The sequence below is a fragment of the Lysobacter concretionis Ko07 = DSM 16239 genome, assembly GCF_000768345.1.
Classification (GTDB): Bacteria; Pseudomonadota; Gammaproteobacteria; order Xanthomonadales; family Xanthomonadaceae; genus Novilysobacter; species Novilysobacter concretionis.
This window is the reverse complement of record NZ_AVPS01000001.1, coordinates 323,960-340,209: the sequence shown is the minus strand read 5'-3', so window position 1 is coordinate 340,209 and position 16,250 is coordinate 323,960. Positions and strand designations below refer to the sequence as shown.

Annotated in this window: 15 protein-coding genes; 9 read left to right on the top strand and 6 right to left on the bottom strand. The window is 67.8% G+C overall.

The genetic code is table 11. From position 1 onward, the window contains the following. The first annotated feature begins 266 nt into the window (after positions 1–266). The 6 genes from N792_RS01385 to N792_RS01360 are packed head-to-tail and all read left to right on the top strand — an operon-like array spanning position 267 to position 6,234. A complete protein-coding gene (locus tag N792_RS01385; protein ID WP_036192332.1) occupies positions 267–3,089 on the top strand; it encodes a monovalent cation/H+ antiporter subunit A in 2,823 nt (940 codons plus the stop codon). Beyond that, positions 3,089–3,466, top strand: coding sequence for a Na+/H+ antiporter subunit C (locus tag N792_RS01380; RefSeq protein WP_036192330.1), 378 nt, complete (start codon positions 3,089–3,091; stop codon positions 3,464–3,466). Before N792_RS01385 ends, N792_RS01380 begins: the two co-directional genes overlap by 1 nt. After that, a complete protein-coding gene (locus N792_RS01375; RefSeq protein ID WP_036191747.1) occupies positions 3,463–5,037 on the top strand; it encodes a monovalent cation/H+ antiporter subunit D in 1,575 nt (524 codons plus the stop codon). Before N792_RS01380 ends, N792_RS01375 begins: the two co-directional genes overlap by 4 nt. Then, on the top strand, positions 5,034–5,555 hold the full coding sequence (locus N792_RS01370) for a Na+/H+ antiporter subunit E (protein ID WP_052103243.1): 522 nt from the start codon (positions 5,034–5,036) through the stop codon (positions 5,553–5,555). The genes N792_RS01375 and N792_RS01370 overlap by 4 nt, the downstream gene beginning before the upstream one ends. Positions 5,556–5,608: 53 nt before the next feature. Then, on the top strand, positions 5,609–5,851 hold the full coding sequence (locus N792_RS01365) for a K+/H+ antiporter subunit F (RefSeq protein WP_052103309.1): 243 nt from the start codon (positions 5,609–5,611) through the stop codon (positions 5,849–5,851). After that, positions 5,848–6,234, top strand: a complete 387-nt coding sequence (locus N792_RS01360) for a Na+/H+ antiporter subunit G (RefSeq protein WP_052103242.1) — start codon at positions 5,848–5,850, stop codon at positions 6,232–6,234. The genes N792_RS01365 and N792_RS01360 overlap by 4 nt, the downstream gene beginning before the upstream one ends. A gap of 12 nt (positions 6,235–6,246) precedes the next feature. On the opposite strand, the gene N792_RS01355 is transcribed toward N792_RS01360, so the two are convergent. From N792_RS01355 to hppD, 4 genes are all read right to left on the bottom strand, one after another. Continuing rightward, positions 6,247–7,197, bottom strand: coding sequence for a sodium:calcium antiporter (locus N792_RS01355; RefSeq protein WP_036191745.1), 951 nt, complete (start codon positions 7,195–7,197; stop codon positions 6,247–6,249). Between the two features lie 96 nt (positions 7,198–7,293). Then, on the bottom strand, positions 7,294–7,989 hold the full coding sequence (locus N792_RS01350) for a hypothetical protein (RefSeq protein ID WP_052103241.1): 696 nt from the start codon (positions 7,987–7,989) through the stop codon (positions 7,294–7,296). A 166-nt stretch (positions 7,990–8,155) separates the two neighbouring features. Beyond that, entirely contained in the window at positions 8,156–9,460 is a 1,305-nt protein-coding gene (gene hmgA, locus N792_RS01345; RefSeq protein WP_036191743.1) for a homogentisate 1,2-dioxygenase, read from the bottom strand. Between the two features lie 159 nt (positions 9,461–9,619). Beyond that, positions 9,620–10,711, bottom strand: coding sequence for a 4-hydroxyphenylpyruvate dioxygenase (gene hppD / locus N792_RS01340; RefSeq protein WP_036191741.1), 1,092 nt, complete (start codon positions 10,709–10,711; stop codon positions 9,620–9,622). Between the two features lie 169 nt (positions 10,712–10,880). Between hppD and N792_RS01335 the strand changes: the two genes are divergently transcribed. Then, positions 10,881–11,354 (top strand): MarR family winged helix-turn-helix transcriptional regulator, encoded by a 474-nt coding sequence (locus N792_RS01335; RefSeq protein ID WP_036191739.1) that lies wholly within the window; start codon positions 10,881–10,883, stop codon positions 11,352–11,354. A gap of 157 nt (positions 11,355–11,511) precedes the next feature. On the opposite strand, the gene N792_RS01330 is transcribed toward N792_RS01335, so the two are convergent. Then, positions 11,512–13,008 (bottom strand): peptide MFS transporter, encoded by a 1,497-nt coding sequence (locus N792_RS01330; protein WP_036191737.1) that lies wholly within the window; start codon positions 13,006–13,008, stop codon positions 11,512–11,514. A gap of 130 nt (positions 13,009–13,138) precedes the next feature. Continuing rightward, on the bottom strand, positions 13,139–14,032 hold the full coding sequence (locus N792_RS01325) for a tryptophan 2,3-dioxygenase (protein WP_036191736.1): 894 nt from the start codon (positions 14,030–14,032) through the stop codon (positions 13,139–13,141). Positions 14,033–14,165: 133 nt separating this feature from the next. On the opposite strand from N792_RS01325, the gene pdhA reads away from it, so the two are divergent. Then, positions 14,166–15,239 (top strand): pyruvate dehydrogenase (acetyl-transferring) E1 component subunit alpha, encoded by a 1,074-nt coding sequence (gene pdhA, locus N792_RS01320; RefSeq protein WP_036192320.1) that lies wholly within the window; start codon positions 14,166–14,168, stop codon positions 15,237–15,239. Next, on the top strand, positions 15,236–16,237 hold the full coding sequence (locus tag N792_RS01315; RefSeq protein ID WP_036191735.1) for an alpha-ketoacid dehydrogenase subunit beta: 1,002 nt from the start codon (positions 15,236–15,238) through the stop codon (positions 16,235–16,237). Before pdhA ends, N792_RS01315 begins: the two co-directional genes overlap by 4 nt. The last annotated feature ends 13 nt before the right edge of the window (positions 16,238–16,250 follow it).

Sequence of the window (16,250 nt, the reverse complement as noted above, 5' to 3'; positions counted from 1 at the left end):
AGACCCGGACTTTTCGCCGCGGCGCGATCGGCGGCTCCGTCTTTCGAGGCCCGATGGATCGCAGCCGACGCGACGATGGCGGATTCCGGGCCGGACGCAGCCGGTCGACCCGATCGGACATGACCCGCAGGACGCATGCCCCTGCCCGTCAGTCAGCCGCATCGGTCAAGCGTGCCGGCCGGACGCCTCGGTTAGAATCGGCCGTCCTCCGCCGGCGTCACTTTGCTTCGTCGGCGCCCGCCGCCCCACCGCCAGGACTCCCTTTGCTGCCAATCGTGCTAGCCCTGCCGTTCGTGTTCGCCGCCCTGGTGATGGCCAGCCGCGGCGCGAGCCGCCGTACCACGGCGTGGCTGGCCGGCCTGGCACCGCTGCTGGGCATGCTGATGCTGGTCGCGTTGACCCCGCAGCTGGTCGCCGGCGGGATCGTGCGCTGGAGCGTGCCGTGGATTCCGCAGCTGGGGCTGGCGTTTTCGCTGCGGCTGGACGGCTTGGCGTGGATGTTCGCCGCGATGGTGTTGGGGATCGGCGGGCTGGTGGTGATGTACTCGCACTACTACCTCGGCGCGCACGAGAAGGCGCGGCGGTTTTTCTGTTACCTGCTGCTGTTCATGGGCTCGATGCTGGGCATGGTGCTGGCCGGCAACCTGCTGCTGCTGGCGGTGTTCTGGGAGCTGACCTCGATCAGTTCGTTCCTGCTGATCGGCTTCTGGTCGCAGCGCCAGGACGCGCGCGAAGGGGCGCGGATGGCGCTGACGATCACCGCCGGCGGTGGTCTGGCGCTGCTCGCCGGCATCGTCATGATCGGCCACATCGTCGGCAGCTACGAGCTGGATGTCGTATTGGTCGCGGGCGAGACGATCCGCGCGCATGCGCTGTATCCGTGGTTGCTGGCGCTGGTGCTGGGCGGCGTGTTCACCAAGAGCGCGCAGTTCCCGTTCCAGTTCTGGCTGCCCCACGCGATGGCCGCGCCGACGCCGGTGTCGGCCTATCTGCACTCGGCGACGATGGTCAAAGCCGGGGTGTTCCTGCTGGCGCGACTGCATCCGGTACTGGCCGGCACCGACCTGTTCTTCTACGTGGTCAGCGGGATCGGTGCGCTGACGATGCTGGTCGGCGCCTGGAACGCGATCTTCCAGCACGACCTGAAAGGCCTGCTGGCGTATTCGACGATCTCCCATCTGGGCCTGATCACCCTGTTGTTCGGCTTGTCGACGCCGTTCGCGGTGGTCGCCGCGCTGTTCCACATCCTCAACCACGCCACCTTCAAGGCCTCGTTGTTCATGGCCGCCGGCATCATCGACCACGAGACCGGCACCCGCGACATGCGCCGGCTCGGCAACCTGCGCCGCTATCTGCCCTACACCAGCGCGCTGGCGATCATCGCCTCGCTGGCGATGGCCGGCATTCCGCTGCTCAACGGTTTCCTGTCCAAGGAAATGTTCTTCGCCCAGGCGCTGGAGATCCAGGGCCACGACCTCGCCCGGCTGGGGGTTCCGGTAGCGGCGTTCCTGTTCGCGGTGTTCGGGGTCGCCTACAGCCTGCGCTTCGTGCACGAGAGCTTCTTCGGCAAGGGCCCGCGCGCCGTTGATCAGGAGATCCACGAGCCGCCGCGCTTCATGCAGGTGCCGGTCGCGATCCTGGCCGTGACCTGCGTCGCGGTCGGCATCGCGCCGCAATGGACGATCGCGCCGATGCTCGCGACCGCCGCCCATGGCGTGCTGGGCGACAACGTGCCCGATTACAGCCTGGCGGTGTGGCACGGTTTCAACCTGCCGCTGGCGATGAGCCTGGGCGGGGTGGTCGGCGGCGTGCTGCTGTACTTCGGCCTGCGCCGGCTGATCGACCTGCACGCCAACGTGCGCCGTTCGCTCGGCCGGCGCCTGTTCCGGCTCAACATCGAAGCGCTGTTCCACCTTGCCCGCCGCTTCACCCACCTGCTGGCCAACGACAGCGTGCAGCGCAGCATGCTGGCGCTGGTGCTGGTGGCGATCGCGGTCGGCGCGGCGCCGTTCGTGGCCGGCTGGGGCGAGGCGGCGGCACCGGCCCGGATCGCCCAGCCGATGCCGCTGATGGCCTGGGTGCTGTGGCTGGTGATGGTCGGCTGCACGCTGGCGGCCCTGTCGCTGCATCGCACCCGCCTGCTTGCGCTGATCGCGATGGGCGGCACCGGGCTGGCGGTGAGCCTGACCTTCGTCGCCCTGTCGGCGCCCGATCTGGCGCTGACCCAGTTGCTGGTGGAGACCGTCACCCTGTCGCTGATGCTGCTGGGCCTGCATTACCTGCCGAAGGACTCGCCGCGCGAGCGCTCCGGCCTGCGCCGCAGCCGGGATGCCGTGATCGCGATCGTTGCCGGCGGCGGCGTGGGCGCGCTGGCGTGGGCGATGATGACCCGCCCGGCCGACACCATCGCCGGCGAGCTGCTGGCGCGCTCGCTGCCGGAGGCGTTCGGCGCGAACGTGGTCAACGTGATCCTGGTCGACTTCCGTGGCTTCGACACCTTCGGCGAGATCACCGTGTACGGCATCGCCGGACTGGTGGTGCACGCGATGCTGCGGCGCGCGCGCACCGCGCCGGAAAAGGTCATGCCGGGCCCACCGGTGAAACTGCCGGTACCGGCGGATCTGGCCCAGGTGATGTTCCCGCTGACGCTGGTGGTGTCGATCTTCCTGTTCCTGCGCGGCCACAACGCGCCCGGCGGCGGCTTCATCGCGGGCCTGACGCTGGCGGTCCCGCTGCTGGTGCAGTACGTGATCCAGGGCGCCAACTCGGTGGAATCGCGGTTCGGCTTCGACTACATCCGTCTCATCGGCACCGGACTGGTGATCGCCGCGCTCAGCGGCGCCGCGTCGATGCTGTTCGGCCTGCCGTTCCTGACCAGCGGCCACCACGACCTGGCGCTGCCGTGGCTGGGCACGATCGGGCTGGCCAGCGCGGCCGCGTTCGATGTCGGGGTGTACCTGGTGGTGTTCGGCAGCACGATGCTGATGCTGTCGATGATGGGCACGTTGAAGCCGTCCAAGAAGATGGTCGCCCACCGCGGCACGATCGATCTGGACCAGCGCTCGGCCGCCACCGGGGAGGTCGCATGATGGAAATCGCCATTGCCAGCGCCATCGGCATCCTGGTCGCCGCCGCGGTGTACCTGATGCTGCGCGCGCGCAGTTTCGACGTGATCCTCGGCCTGACCCTGCTGTCGTACGCGACCAACCTGCTGATCTTCTCCGGCGGCCGGCCGGTGGTCGGCAAACCGCCGGTGCTGCGCGATGACGTGGCCGCCACGCTGGCCGGCTACACCGATCCGCTGCCGCAGGCGCTGGTGCTGACCGCGATCGTGATCGCGTTCGCTATGACCGCGGTGACCATCGTGCTGGCGATGCGCAGCCGCGCCGACAACGACACCGACCACGTCGACGGCCGCGAGGCGCCGAAACCGGCCCCGCCCGCCACCACCAGGGATGCGCGATGAACCATCTGGCGATCCTGCCGGTCCTGATCCCGCTGCTGGGCGCGGCCGCTTCGCTGTTCGTCGAGCACCGCCGGATCGGCACCACGGTGCAGCGCTCGGTGGCGTGGGTGTCGATGCTGGCCACGCTGGCGGCGGCAGTCGCGCTGGTGATGCGCGCCGGCGAAGGCCAGATCCTGGTCTACCTGCTCGGCGACTGGCCGGCCCGGCTCGGCATCGCGCTGATGGTGGACCGACTGTCGGCGCTGATGGTGCTGGTCACCGGCCTGCTCGCGGTCGCCTGCCTGCTGCACGCCTGCTCGGGCTGGGACCGGCGCGCACCGCATTTCCATGCGCTGTTCCAGTTCCAGCTGGTCGGCCTCAACGGCGCGTTCCTGACCGGCGACGTCTTCAACCTGTTCGTGTTCTTCGAAGTCCTGCTGATCGCCTCCTACGGGTTGATGCTCAGCGGCGGCCGCGGCGTGCGGATGGCGGCGGGCCTGCACTACGTCGCCTTCAACGTGGCCGCATCGACCTTGTTCCTGATTGCGCTGGGGCTGCTGTACGGCCTGCTGGGCACGCTCAACATGGCCGAGCTGGCGGCACGGATCGCGCAGTTGCCGGCCCACGACCTGATGATGGTGAAGGCCACCATCGGCCTGCTGTTGGTGGTGTTCTGCGCCAAGGCCGCGCTGCTGCCGCTGTATCTGTGGCTGCCGGAAACCTACACCCGCGCGCCGGCGGCGGTGGCCGCGCTGTTCGTGGTGATGACCAAGGTCGGCATCTACGCGATCCTGAGGATCGGCGCGCTGCTGCTCGGCGAGCCGGCCGGCGCGCTGGCCGGCTATGGCTGGAGCTGGCTGCTGCCGGCCGCGGTGGCGACGCTGGCGCTGGCGGCACTGGGCGTGCTCGCCGCCTCGCGGCTGCGGATGCTGGCCGCCTACCTGGTGCTGGTGTCGGCGGCGACGCTGTTGATCGCGTTCGGCCTGCGCCAGCCCGACACCATCGGCGCGGGCCTGTATTACCTCGCCCACAGCACGTTCGTGGCCGCCGCGATCTTCCTGATCGCCGATTTCGTCCGCCGCAGCCGCGGCGATGCCGGCGACTTCACCGAACTGCTTGCGCCGCTGCCCGCACGCGGGCTGGTCGCGGTGATGTACCTCGTCGCCGCGATGTCGGTCGCCGGCATCCCGCCGCTGTCGGGCTTCATCGGCAAGCTCGCCCTGCTGCAGGCCGTCCCGGCGGCCGATGTGGCGTGGGTCTGGAGCGCCATCCTGATCAGCAGCCTGATGGTGATCGTCGGCCTGACCCGCGCCGGCAGCCGGGTGTTCTGGCGCACCCCGGCGATGCTGCAGGCAGCCGGCGAGCCGCCGGTCGCGGTTGCGGCGCCTGGCATCGCGCCCGCCCGGCCCAGGCACGCGACCCGCCCGCTGGAAAGCGCGGCCATCGCCTTGTTGCTCGGTTACGGTATTGCGATGAGCCTGGCCGCGGGGCCGATCATCGGCTACACCCAGGCCGCCGGCGCGCAGCTGATGGCCCCGGGCGACTACATCGAGCAGCTGCGCGCAACGCTGCCGGACCGGAGGGCGCCATGAGTACCAATGGCACGAGCAACAAAACCACGGGCTTGAAGCGCTGGCTGCCGTCGTTGCCGCTGACCCTGACCGTCATCGCGTTCTGGATGGTGATGGTGGCCGACCTGAGTCTCCTGCAATGGCTGTTCGCGGTCTTGCTGGGGCTGGTGATCCCGCTGTTCGCCGCCCGCCTGGACCGCGAGTTCGCCCGCATCGGCCGGCTGCGGCTGGTGCCGAAAATGCTCGGCATCCTGTTGTGGGATGTGGTGATGTGCAACATCGAAGTGGCGCGGCTGGTGCTCGGCCGGGAGACCCGCATCACTCCCGGCTTCATCTGGCTGCCGCTGGAGATCGCCAACATCCACGGCATCGCCACGCTGACCAGCTTCATCACCCTGACCCCGGGCACGGTCACCGCCGCGCTGTCGGAGGATCGCAAGTACCTGCTGGTCCACGTGCTCAACCTGAAGGATGCGGACGCGTTGATCGCCGACATCAAGCGCCGCTATGAAGTACCGCTGATGGAGATTTTCCCGTGAGCCAGATCCAGATCTTCGGCACCAGCCTGCTCGGTGCGGCCGTGGTCGGCGCGATGTGCGTGGTGGGCGTGGCGATGCTGCTCGCGTTGTGGCGTCTGCTGCGCGGGCCGACCGTGCCCGACCGGATCCTCGCCCTGGACACCCTCAGCGTGACCGCGATCGCGCAACTGGTGCTGTTCGGCATGTACCTGCAGACCGCGGTGTATTTCGAGGCGGCCCTGATCATCGCGATGCTCGGCTTCGTCAGCACCGTGGTGCTGTGCAAGTACATCCTGCGCCGGGACATCGTCGAATGAGCGCCGCGGTCCACATCGTGTTCGAGCTGCTGCTGGTCGCGCTGCTGGTGATCGGCAGCTTCTTCACCCTGGTCGGCGCGTTCAGCCTGATCCGGCTGTCGGAGTTCTTCAAACGCCTGCACGGGCCGACCAAGGCCAGCACGCTGGGCGTGGGCTGCATGTTGGCCGCATCGGTCGGCTACCACGCCTTCAACGGCACCGATCCGCAGCCGCGCGAATTGCTGATCACCCTGTTCCTGCTGGTCACCGCCCCGATCAGCGCCAACCTGCTGGCGAAAGCGGCGCTGTCGCTGCACATGGACGAGCGTCCGCAACTGCCCGGAAAACCCGAGGACACCCACGTGCCACCGCGGCCGGACGGGATGCCCAACGACACCCACTGAGGCCCGGCGCCCTCAGCCCAGCGTCAACAACTCGTAACCGACCCAGGCCACGAACGCCACCAGCAGGATGCCGCCTTCGCGCCGGCTTACCGCCAGGTCGCCGCGCAGCATCGGATACAGCATCAACGCCAGCACCAGGCTCGCCGGCAGTTCGAAGCGCACGAACGTGACCGGCAGCGCCAATGTGCTCCAGGCCGCCATGCCACCGACGATCAGCAGCAGGTTGAACAGGCTGGAACCGATCACGTGGCCGACCACCATGTCGCCCTGTCCGCGTCGCGCCGCCATCACCGCCGCGGCCACTTCCGGCAAGGCGCTGCCGATCGCCACCGGCAGCAGGCCCGTCATCAGCGGAAGCAGGCCAAATCGCTCACCGATGGCCGGCGCGCTGCCGACCACCCAGCGCGAACCGAAATACAGCAGCACCACCGCGATACCGAACCGCACCAGGTTCAACCCCAGGTCGCTGCCGGTATGGGTGAACGCCTCGAGGCGCTGCGTCAGCTGGACCGACTCGTCGCGGGTGCGCACGATCGCCAACGCGACCACCGCGAAGAACGCCGCGAGCATCACCCACCCGTCGATCCGGCCCAGCCGCCCGTCCCACCCCAGCACGATGGTCACTGCCGTGCCGCCCATCAGGCACAGCAGCAGCGGCGACAACGCCCGCCATTGCACCAGCAGCGGTGCGGCCAGCGCGGCGGCCCCCAGGGTCAGGCCGAAGTTGACGATGTTGCTGCCGACCGCGTTGCCCAGGGCCAGCTCGGATTGCCCGCGTGCGATCGCCTGCAGGTTGATCGCCAGTTCCGGCAACGAGGTGCCGAACGCCACCAGCAACAGCCCGGCGACCAGAGGCGACAGACCGAAGTGCCGCGCCAGGCCGGACGCTCCCTTGATGATCGAGTCGCCGCCCAAGGCCAGCAGCACCAATCCGAGCACGAACAGACCGACGGTTTCCAACATGGCGGCAATCCCGAAAACGATGAATCCGGATGATGCCCGATCAGCGCAGTTGCCGGATGGTCGACAGGGACCATCGCGGGCGCACCGGCGAGCGCGTCAGCTGCAGCCCTCGACATAGTCGACCTGCGGCGGCACCCCGACCCGCCATTCGGTCACGGTGCCGTCGGCATCGGTCTCGAACACCAGCACCCCGTTGCTGCCGCCGTCATCGGGGATGCGCAGGTAGTGGCCGCCCTCGACATATTTGTGCGGGCTTTGGACAACCCGGCCCGGGTAGAGCTGCTGGATCTGCGCGATATCCATGCCGCGGCGGCCACCGCCCGGAGCGACCAGCGCGTCGCTGGCCACCGAATAGCGCACGAACTTTCCGTTCTCGAACATCAGCGCGAAATCCGCGATGACCGGCTGGCCGGCCGGACTGAGGTGGAAGCACGCCTCGCCTTCGGCCGCGTTGCCGTCGAGTCCGCCCACCCAGACCGACCGCACCTGGTCGGCGTCCATGCCGAACATCGCCTGGCCGTAGCCATCGAAGTGCGCATCGCCGGGCAACGGATCGGGCGGGTCGGCGGACAGATCCGCCGACGCCAGACTGCCCGGCGGCGCGGTGGCCGGCGGCACGTCCTCATCGGGCTGGTCGGAGTATTGACCTTGCTGCGGCTCCGGCATCGCGGCCGTCGACGACGTTGCCGCAGGGCCGGTGTCACCATCACCGCCGCAGGCCGCCAGCAGGACGGCCAACAGCAGGCTCGAAAGCAGGCACACCACGGTCGGCACCGGCGGCGCATTCTTCATCGGCAGGTCTCCGTCAACGATGACGGCAGGCTACCGGGGCGACGTGAATGGGGCGCGAAACACCGCGGGCATCGCGCTGCGAGCCGGGCGGACCACTGACCGACCGGACTGGCTCGCGGTCGCACGCTTGTCGTCGCGGGCTCGCCGTTGCGGGCCCGCCGCCGCTTCAGGACCCGCTGAAGCGCTTCTGCAAACCTGCCCAGCACGCCTGGTAGTCGCGCTGGCGATGCGTCGCCGCCAGTGCCTGCGTGGTCGGTCGGATCACGCCGCGGGTCTCGAACATGAAGGCCATCGTGTCGCGGATCACATCCGGCTTGGCCAGATCGGCGTGGCTGGCCTTGTCGAAGGTCGCCGCGTCCGGGCCGTGGCCGGTCATCGAGTTGTGCAGCGAACTGCCGCCGGGCACGAAGCCTTCCGCCTTGGCGTCGTAGGCGCCGTGGATCAGGCCCATGAACTCGCTGGCGATGTTGCGGTGGAACCACGGCGGCCGGAACGTGTCCTGCGCCACCAGCCAGCGCGGCGGGAAGATCGCGAAGTCGATGTTGCTGGTGCCGGGCGTGTCGCTGGGCGAATGCAGCACCAGGAAAATGCTCGGGTCGGGATGGTCGTAGCTGATCGAACCGATCGTGTTGAACCGGCGCAGGTCGTATTTGTACGGCGCGTAATTGCCGTGCCAGCCGACCACGTCCAGCGGCGAATGGCCGATGTCGGCGCGCCACAGGTGGCCCTGGAACTTGCCGATCAGCTCGAAGCTCTCGCCCGGCGCGGCATCGATGTCCTCGTACGCCGCGTGCGGAATCAGGAAGTCGCGCGGGTTGGCCAGCCCGTTGCTGCCGATCGGCCCCAGATCGGGCAGCCGCAGCATCGCGCCGAAGTTCTCGCACACGTAGCCGCGGGCCTGCTCGTCAAGCAGTTCGACGCGGAAGCGCACGCCGCGCGGGATCACCGCGATCTCCTGCGGCTCGATTTCCAGCACCCCCAGCTCGGTGGCGATGCGCAGCCGGCCCAGCTGCGGCACGATCAGCAGTTCGCCGTCGGCGTCGTAGAAAAACCGCCCCTGCATCGACCGGTTGGCCGCATACAGGTGGATGCCGATACCGGTCTGCGCCTGCGGCGAGCCGTTGCCGGCCATGGTGAACAGGCCGTCGACGAAATCGGTCGGCGTCGTGGCCAACGGCAGCGGATCCCAACGCAACTGGTCCGGCGTCACCGCCCCGGCCTGGAAGTCGTTGTGCAGCCGCGGCTGGTCAAACGGGGCGAACGGGCCGTGCATCGCCGCCGGACGGATCCGGTACAGCCAGCTGCGCCGGTTCGCATGCCGCGGCGCGGTGAACGCGGTGCCGGTCAACTGCTCCGCGTACAGGCCATGGGCAACCTGCTGCGGCGAGTTGCGCCCCACCGGCAAGGTGCCCGGCAGCGCCTCGGTGGCGAACTCGTTGCCGAATCCCGATTGGTAACCGTTTGATTTCATCGCATGTCCGCCAAGCAAGTTTGAACCGCCGTAGGGTGGGTCTCGACCCACCGAGCGTGAAGCCACGTCCGACCGCAACCAACACAGGGTCGTTCTACCCGCCGACCCTGTGTGGACAACTCGGCAAGGTGGGTCGAGACCCACCCTGCGCAGCCTTGCTTACAGCACGCCGCGCTTCATCTGGTCGCGCTCGATGCTCTCGAACAGCGCCTGGAAATTGCCTTCGCCGAAACCTTCATTGCCCTTGCGCTGGATGATCTCGAAGAAGATCGGCCCGATCGCGTTGGTGGTGAAGATCTGCAGCAGCTTGCGCTGCTTGGTCTCCGGATCGGCGTCGATCAGGATCTTGTTGCGCGCCAGGCGCGGCACGTCCTCGCCGTGGTTCGGGATGCGCTGGTCGATCACCTCGAAGTACGCGTCGGGGGTGTCGAGGAACTCGATGCCCGCCTCGCGCATCTTCTCGACCGTCTCGTAGATGTCGTCGGTGAAGCAGGCGATGTGCTGGATGCCCTCGCCGTTGTAGGCGTCGAGGTACTCGTTGATCTGCGACTTCGGATCGCTCGACTCGTTCAGCGGGATGCGCACGATGCCGTCCGGCGCGGTCATCGCCTTCGACACCAGGCCGGTCTTGGCGCCCTTGATGTCGAAGTAGCGGATCTCGCGGAAGTTGAACAGACGCTCGTAGTAGTCCGACCACTTCTGCATGTTGCCGAAGTACAGGTTGTGGGTCAGGTGGTCGATGAAGGTCAGGCCGAACCCGGCCGGGTCCTGGTCGGCGCCTTCCACCGCCACGAAATCCTCGTAGATGCTGCCGTTGCTGCCGTACCTGTCGACCAGATACAGCATGCAGTCGCCGATGCCCTTGACCACCGGCGCGTCCACGGCGCGGGTGTCGACCTTGTCGACCACCGCCTCGCCGCCATTGGCCAGCACCGCGGCATACACCTCGTCGGCGGGCTTCTTGAAGCGGATCGCGAAGCCGGTCGCACTGGGGCCGTGCGCCTTGGCAAAGTCGGCCGCGAAGCTGTCCGGGTCCTCGTTGACCAGGAAGTTGACGCCGCGCTGGCGGTACAGCGTGATCGGACGGCTCTTGTGCCGCTTGACCGCGGTGAACCCCATCTTGCGGAAGTACTCGTGCAGCATCCCGCCCTGGCCGGCCGGCGCGGCGAATTCGACGAACTCGAAACCGTCGATGCCGAGCGGGTTTTCAAACGTGGTGACCTGCATGCCGAGATTGGGCTGTGCGCTCATGGGAACTCCTGGAATCGGGGGCGAAGAAAATATCCGCGGCTGGCCCGGCTTCTGCCCGGCCTGCCGGCCGACGGGCCCGGGCGGGATCGACGGCAACGGACGGAAAACACAAAGGGAAGACCACAAGGTTATAGTTTCACATGAAACCATATGCAAGGCACAGCGCAACATGAGCAACGAGCCAGCCCGGACCGGTCACGTCCAGCTCGACCTCGAACACTTCCTGCCCTACCGCCTGTCGGTGCTGTCGAACCGGCTCAGCAGCGCGATCGCGAAGATCTACGCCGACCGTTTCTCGCTGGCGATGACCGAATGGCGGGTGATGGCGGTGCTGGGCCGCTATCCGGACGTGTCCGCCAACGAGGTCACCCGGCGCACCGCGATGGACAAGGTCGCCGTCAGCCGCGCGGTCGCCCGCATGATCGAGGCCGGATGGCTGGAGCGCAGCCTGCACGAGGACGACCGCCGCCGCTCGGTGCTGCGCCTCAGCGCGGACGGCTACGCGATCTACGACGAGGTTGCGCCGATGGCGCTGGCGTTCGAGCAGCGGCTGTTCGGCGACATCGATCCGGACCAGCGCCGGCAGCTGTTCGGGCTGCTTGACCGGATCGATGCACTGGAGATCGAGACTGCCGCGCAGTAGGAAAACCACCGTACCGCCGCCGGCATCCGCGCGAAGCCGCCGCGACGCCCGGTCATCGGACACCAGGGCCCCAAAACGAAAACGGCGACCCTGATGGTCGCCGTTTTCTTTGCCGGAGCCCGATCACTGCACCGCCGTGATCAGGCCATCGACGGCACTACTTCACGCCGTGCATCAGCTTCTGGATCAACGGAGCGATCAGGAACAGCAGCACGCCGGCACCGATCAGCACCCAGAACCCGAAGGTGTAGCCCGCCTGCGCGGAGGCCACCGTCATGCCGCCCTCGCCGCTGACACTGCTGGCGAAAATGCCGGACAGGTTGTTGCCGATCGCGGTGGACAGGAACCAGCCGCCCATGCCGAAACCGATCAGGCGCACCGGCGCCAGCTTGGTCACCATCGACAGCCCGATCGGCGACAGGCACAGCTCGCCCACCGACTGGATCACGTACACCATGAACAGGGTCCAGAACGGGATCTTGCCGGCATCGCTGACCAGGCTGGACAGCGCGAACATCAGCAGCAGGAAGGCCAACCCGTTGAAGATGATGCCAAGGCCGAACTTGCGCGGAATCGACGGATTGGCCCGGCCCATGCGGATCCAGCCCCAGGCGACCACCGGAGCCAGGGTGATGATCGCCAGCGAGTTGACCGACTGGAACCAGCCCACCGGGAACGTCCAGCCGCCGAAGTCGCGCTCGACGATGTTCTGGGCGAGGAAGTTGAACGAGCTGCCGGCCTGTTCGAAGAACATCCAGAACAGCACGTTGAAGGCGAAGATGATCAGCATCGCGAGGGCCTTGTCGCGCGCGACCGCGCCATCGGCAAAACCTTCGCGCAGGATCAGCACGCACAGCACCACGAACAGCGCGGTCAGCAGCACCTGCAGGCTGCTGGCGTCGATGGTCAGCAGGAAATAGATCGCCGGGACCGCCACCAGTATGCCCAGCGCCACCAGCAGCAGGCGTCCGAGGCCTTCACCGCCGACCGGACGGCCGATGCCTTGCAGCTGCGCGCGACCGAGCCAGAACCACACAAGGCTGATCAGCATGCCGATACCAGAAGCGATGAACACCGCCTTGTATGCCGGCATCTCCGACGAGCCGCCGAACATGTTTTCCGCCAGATAGCCGGTCAGGATCGGTGCGATGAGGGCGCCGGCGTTGATGCCCATGTAGAACAGGGTGAACCCGGAATCCCGGCGCTCATCGCCGGTCGCGTACAACTGGCCGACCATGGTCGAGATGTTGGGCTTGAACAGGCCGTTGCCGGCGATCACCGTGGCCAGGCCGATCTTGAACACCGTTTCGTTGGGCATCACGATCATGAACAGGCCGGCCGCCATCACCACCGCGCCGAGCAGGATCGAACGCTGGTAGCCGATCACGCGATCCGCCACATAGCCGCCGAACAACGCCGCCGCGTACACCAGCGCCAGGTACGCGCCATACAGCCGGCTGGCCGGCGCCTCGCCGGAAGCATCGCCACCGAAGAACTGCGCCACGATGTACAACGCCAGCGCCCAGCGCATGCCGTAGAACGCGAAGCGTTCCCAGAACTCGGTCATGAACAACATCCACAACGGCCGTGGATGGCCCATCACCTGCTTGAATTCCGGAACTGCGCCCGGGGTCGTGTCTGCGGCTCCGCTCATGCGGCGTTCCCCTATCTTGGTGTGCATTGGATTGAAGGACATCGGACCGGCCAGCGACGGGCCCGGAACCGGTCGAGGATGGCCGAGCCATCCCGCTAACGTCAAACGCCAGGATTGCCGCGACGCAACATCAAGCGCCGGGCGCGGCCGGACAGCTGCCGTAATCGGCACCCGGCCCGATCAGCGTGCGCACCTCGAACAGCTCCGGGAAAAACGTCAGTTCCAGCGCCTGCTTGAGGAAGCCCACGCCGCTGGAACCACCGGTGCCGCGCTTGAAGCCGATGATCCGCAGCACCGTGCGCATGTGGCGGAAGCGCCACAGCTGGAACTGGCTCTCCAGGTCGACCAGGTCCTCGCACAGGTGGTAGGCCTGCCAGTGCGATTCGTGGTCCTCGTAGATGCGCTCGAACACCGGCAGCAGGCCGGGATCGGACACGTGGGTGCGGGTCCAGTCGCGTTCCAGCAGGTGCGCCGGCACCGCGTGGCCCTGGCGGCCCAGGTAGCGCAGCGCCTCGTCGTACAGGCTCGGGGTTTCCAGCGCGGCGCGCAGGGTCGCCTCGGCCGCCGGATCATGGGCGAACACCTGCAGCATCGCCGCGTTCTTGTTGCCGAGCAGGAACTCCATCTCGCGGTACTGCAGCGACTGGAAACCCGACGACGGCCCGAGGATGTCGCGGAAGCGCATGTAGTCCGACGGCGTCAGCGTCTCCAGCACCGACCACATCTCGGTCAGCTGGCGCAGCACCTGCTTGCAGCGGGAAAAACTCTTCTGGCAGGCACCCACGTCGTCCGCGCGCAGCCAGTCGATGGCCGCTTTGAGCTCGTGGATCATCAGCTTCATCCACAACTCGGACACCTGGTGCTGGACGATGAACAGCAGCTCGTCGTGCTGGACCGGGTTGGACAAGGGGTTCTGGGCGCTCAGCAAGCGATCCAGCTGCAGGTAGCCCGCGTAGCTCATCCGCCCCGAAAGGTCGGTATGGATGCCGCTTTCCAGTTCGCGCTCGTTCGTGTCCACAGTCATCGCCCGCCCTCGGTAACCGCGAAGCGTAGCGCATCGCGGCCGGGGTTCCGACGCGTTTGCCGCATCGCGCAACGGCTTTTGCGGACCGGCCCGGTATCATTGGCGCCTTTCGTACGCTCCTGGGATGTATGTGATGACGGTCGCTGCGACATTTGAAATCGAGTACCTGCAATACCTCGGCGAGGACGGCAAGCCCGTCGGCGAGCTGCCCGAGGCGTTCCGTGACCCCAAGGCATTGCTGCCGCTGTTCAAGCAGATGCTGTTCGTGCGCACCTTCGACAGCAAGGCGATCAAGCTGCAGCGCACCGGCAAGCTGGGCACCTATGCGGCCTGCCTCGGCCACGAGGCCACCCACGTCGGCATCGGCGCTTCGATGAAGCCCGAGGACGTGTTCGCCCCGAGCTACCGCGAGTACGGCGCGCAGTTCATGCGCGGGGTGAAGCCGCGCGACGTGCTGCTGTACTGGGGCGGCGACGAGCGCGGCAACGACTTCGCCGACGCCCCGCACGACTACCCGTGGTGCGTGCCGATCTCCACCCAGTGCCTGATGGCCTCCGGCGCGGCGCTGTCGTTCAAGCTGCGCAAGCAGCCGCGCATCGCGGTTGCCGTGTGCGGTGACGGCGGTTCGTCGAAGACCGATTTCTACGCCGCGCTGAACTCGGCCGGCGCGTTCACCTCGCCGCTGGTGCTGTGCGTGGTCAACAACGGCTGGGCGATCTCGGTGCCGCGCTCGGCGCAGACCGGCGCGGAAACCCTGGCCCAGAAGGGCCTGGCCGGTGGCCTGTACTGCCTGCAGGTGGACGGCAACGACCTGATCGCGGTGCTGGAAGCGATGCGCCGCGCCACCGAGCGCGCCCGCAGCGGCCAGGGCGGCAGCGTGATCGAGTTCATGACCTACCGCCTGCACGACCACACCACCGCCGACGACGCCAGCCGCTACCGCGACGACGCCGAGGTCCAGGCGGGCTGGACCCGCGAGCCGATGCTGCGCCTGCGCACCTACCTGACCGATCAGGGCCTGTGGTCGGAAGCGCAGGAAACCGCGTGGATCGAGGAATGCGGCCGCCTGGTCGACATCGAGATCAACGCCTACCTGGAAACCCCGGTGCAGCCGGTGGAAGCGATGTTCGACTACCTCTACGCCGATCCGCCGCCGGAACTGCTGGCGCAACGACAACAAGCCATCGACCGGGAGGGCCGCGCATGAGCACCACCACCAACGCACCTGCCGCCATCACCCTGATCGAGGCGATCACCCAGGCGCTGGCCTACGAGATCCGCGCCGACGACAGCGTCGTGGTGCTGGGCGAGGACGTCGGCGTCAACGGCGGCGTGTTCCGCGCCACCGCCGGCCTGCACGCCCAGTTCGGTTCGGACCGGATCATCGACACCCCGCTGGACGAGACCACCATCGCCGGCCTCACCGTCGGCATGGCATCGCAAGGCATGCGGCCGGTCGCCGAAGCCCAGTTCGACGGCTTCATGTACCCGATGGTCGACTTCATCGTCTGCCACGCCGCGCGCATGCGCTACCGCACCCGCGGCCGGCTGACCTGCCCGATGGTGCTGCGCGTGCCGTGGGGCGGCGGCATCCGCGCGCCGGAGCACCACAGCGAGGCCAACGAGGCGATCTTCACCAACGTGCCGGGCCTGCGCGTGGTCATGCCGTCCTCGCCGCAGCGCGCCTACGGCATGCTGCTGGCGGCAATCCGCGAGCCCGACCCGGTGATCTTCTTCGAGCCCAAGCGCATCTACCGCCAGTACAAGGAAGTGGTGCCCGACGACGGCGAGGCACTGCCGCTGGACGTGTGCTACGTGCTGCGCGACGGCACCGACGTGACCCTGGTGACCTGGGGCGCGCAGGTGAAGGAGACGCTGGAAGCCGCCGACAAGCTGGCCGAGGAGGGCATCAGCGCCGAGGTCATCGACGTCGCCACCCTGCGCCCGCTGGACTTCGACACCATCGCCGAGTCGGTCAGCCGCACCGGCCGCTGCGTGATCGTGCACGAGGCGCCCAAGACCGCCGGTTTCGGCGCCGAGATCGCCGCCCGCCTGGCCGAGGAGTCGATGTACGACCTGGTCGCCCCGGTCGAGCGCGTCACCGGTTACGACACCCATATCCCGCTGTTCCGGCTGGAAATGAAGTACCTGCCCAGCGTCGAGCGCGTGGTCGAAGCGGCCCGGCGCGCGATGGCGGCCAGCTGACGCGCGCCCGGCG

What these genes read in the sequence shown, in the direction of transcription:
- N792_RS01355 (WP_036191745.1), bottom strand. Translation starts at nt 7,197, where the DNA reads ATGTTGGAAACCGTCGGTCTGTTCGTGCTCGGATTGGTGCTGCTGGCC.
- N792_RS01380 (WP_036192330.1), top strand. Translation starts at nt 3,089, where the DNA reads ATGGAAATCGCCATTGCCAGCGCCATCGGCATCCTGGTCGCCGCCGCG.
- pdhA (WP_036192320.1), top strand. Translation starts at nt 14,166, where the DNA reads ATGACGGTCGCTGCGACATTTGAAATCGAGTACCTGCAATACCTCGGC.
- N792_RS01365 (WP_052103309.1), top strand. Translation starts at nt 5,609, where the DNA reads ATGTGCGTGGTGGGCGTGGCGATGCTGCTCGCGTTGTGGCGTCTGCTG.
- N792_RS01370 (WP_052103243.1), top strand. Translation starts at nt 5,034, where the DNA reads ATGAGTACCAATGGCACGAGCAACAAAACCACGGGCTTGAAGCGCTGG.
- hmgA (WP_036191743.1), bottom strand. Translation starts at nt 9,460, where the DNA reads ATGAAATCAAACGGTTACCAATCGGGATTCGGCAACGAGTTCGCCACC.
- hppD (WP_036191741.1), bottom strand. Translation starts at nt 10,711, where the DNA reads ATGAGCGCACAGCCCAATCTCGGCATGCAGGTCACCACGTTTGAAAAC.
- N792_RS01375 (WP_036191747.1), top strand. Translation starts at nt 3,463, where the DNA reads ATGAACCATCTGGCGATCCTGCCGGTCCTGATCCCGCTGCTGGGCGCG.
- N792_RS01315 (WP_036191735.1), top strand. Translation starts at nt 15,236, where the DNA reads ATGAGCACCACCACCAACGCACCTGCCGCCATCACCCTGATCGAGGCG.
- N792_RS01325 (WP_036191736.1), bottom strand. Translation starts at nt 14,032, where the DNA reads ATGACTGTGGACACGAACGAGCGCGAACTGGAAAGCGGCATCCATACC.
- N792_RS01335 (WP_036191739.1), top strand. Translation starts at nt 10,881, where the DNA reads ATGAGCAACGAGCCAGCCCGGACCGGTCACGTCCAGCTCGACCTCGAA.
- N792_RS01360 (WP_052103242.1), top strand. Translation starts at nt 5,848, where the DNA reads ATGAGCGCCGCGGTCCACATCGTGTTCGAGCTGCTGCTGGTCGCGCTG.
- N792_RS01350 (WP_052103241.1), bottom strand. Translation starts at nt 7,989, where the DNA reads ATGAAGAATGCGCCGCCGGTGCCGACCGTGGTGTGCCTGCTTTCGAGC.
- N792_RS01330 (WP_036191737.1), bottom strand. Translation starts at nt 13,008, where the DNA reads ATGAGCGGAGCCGCAGACACGACCCCGGGCGCAGTTCCGGAATTCAAG.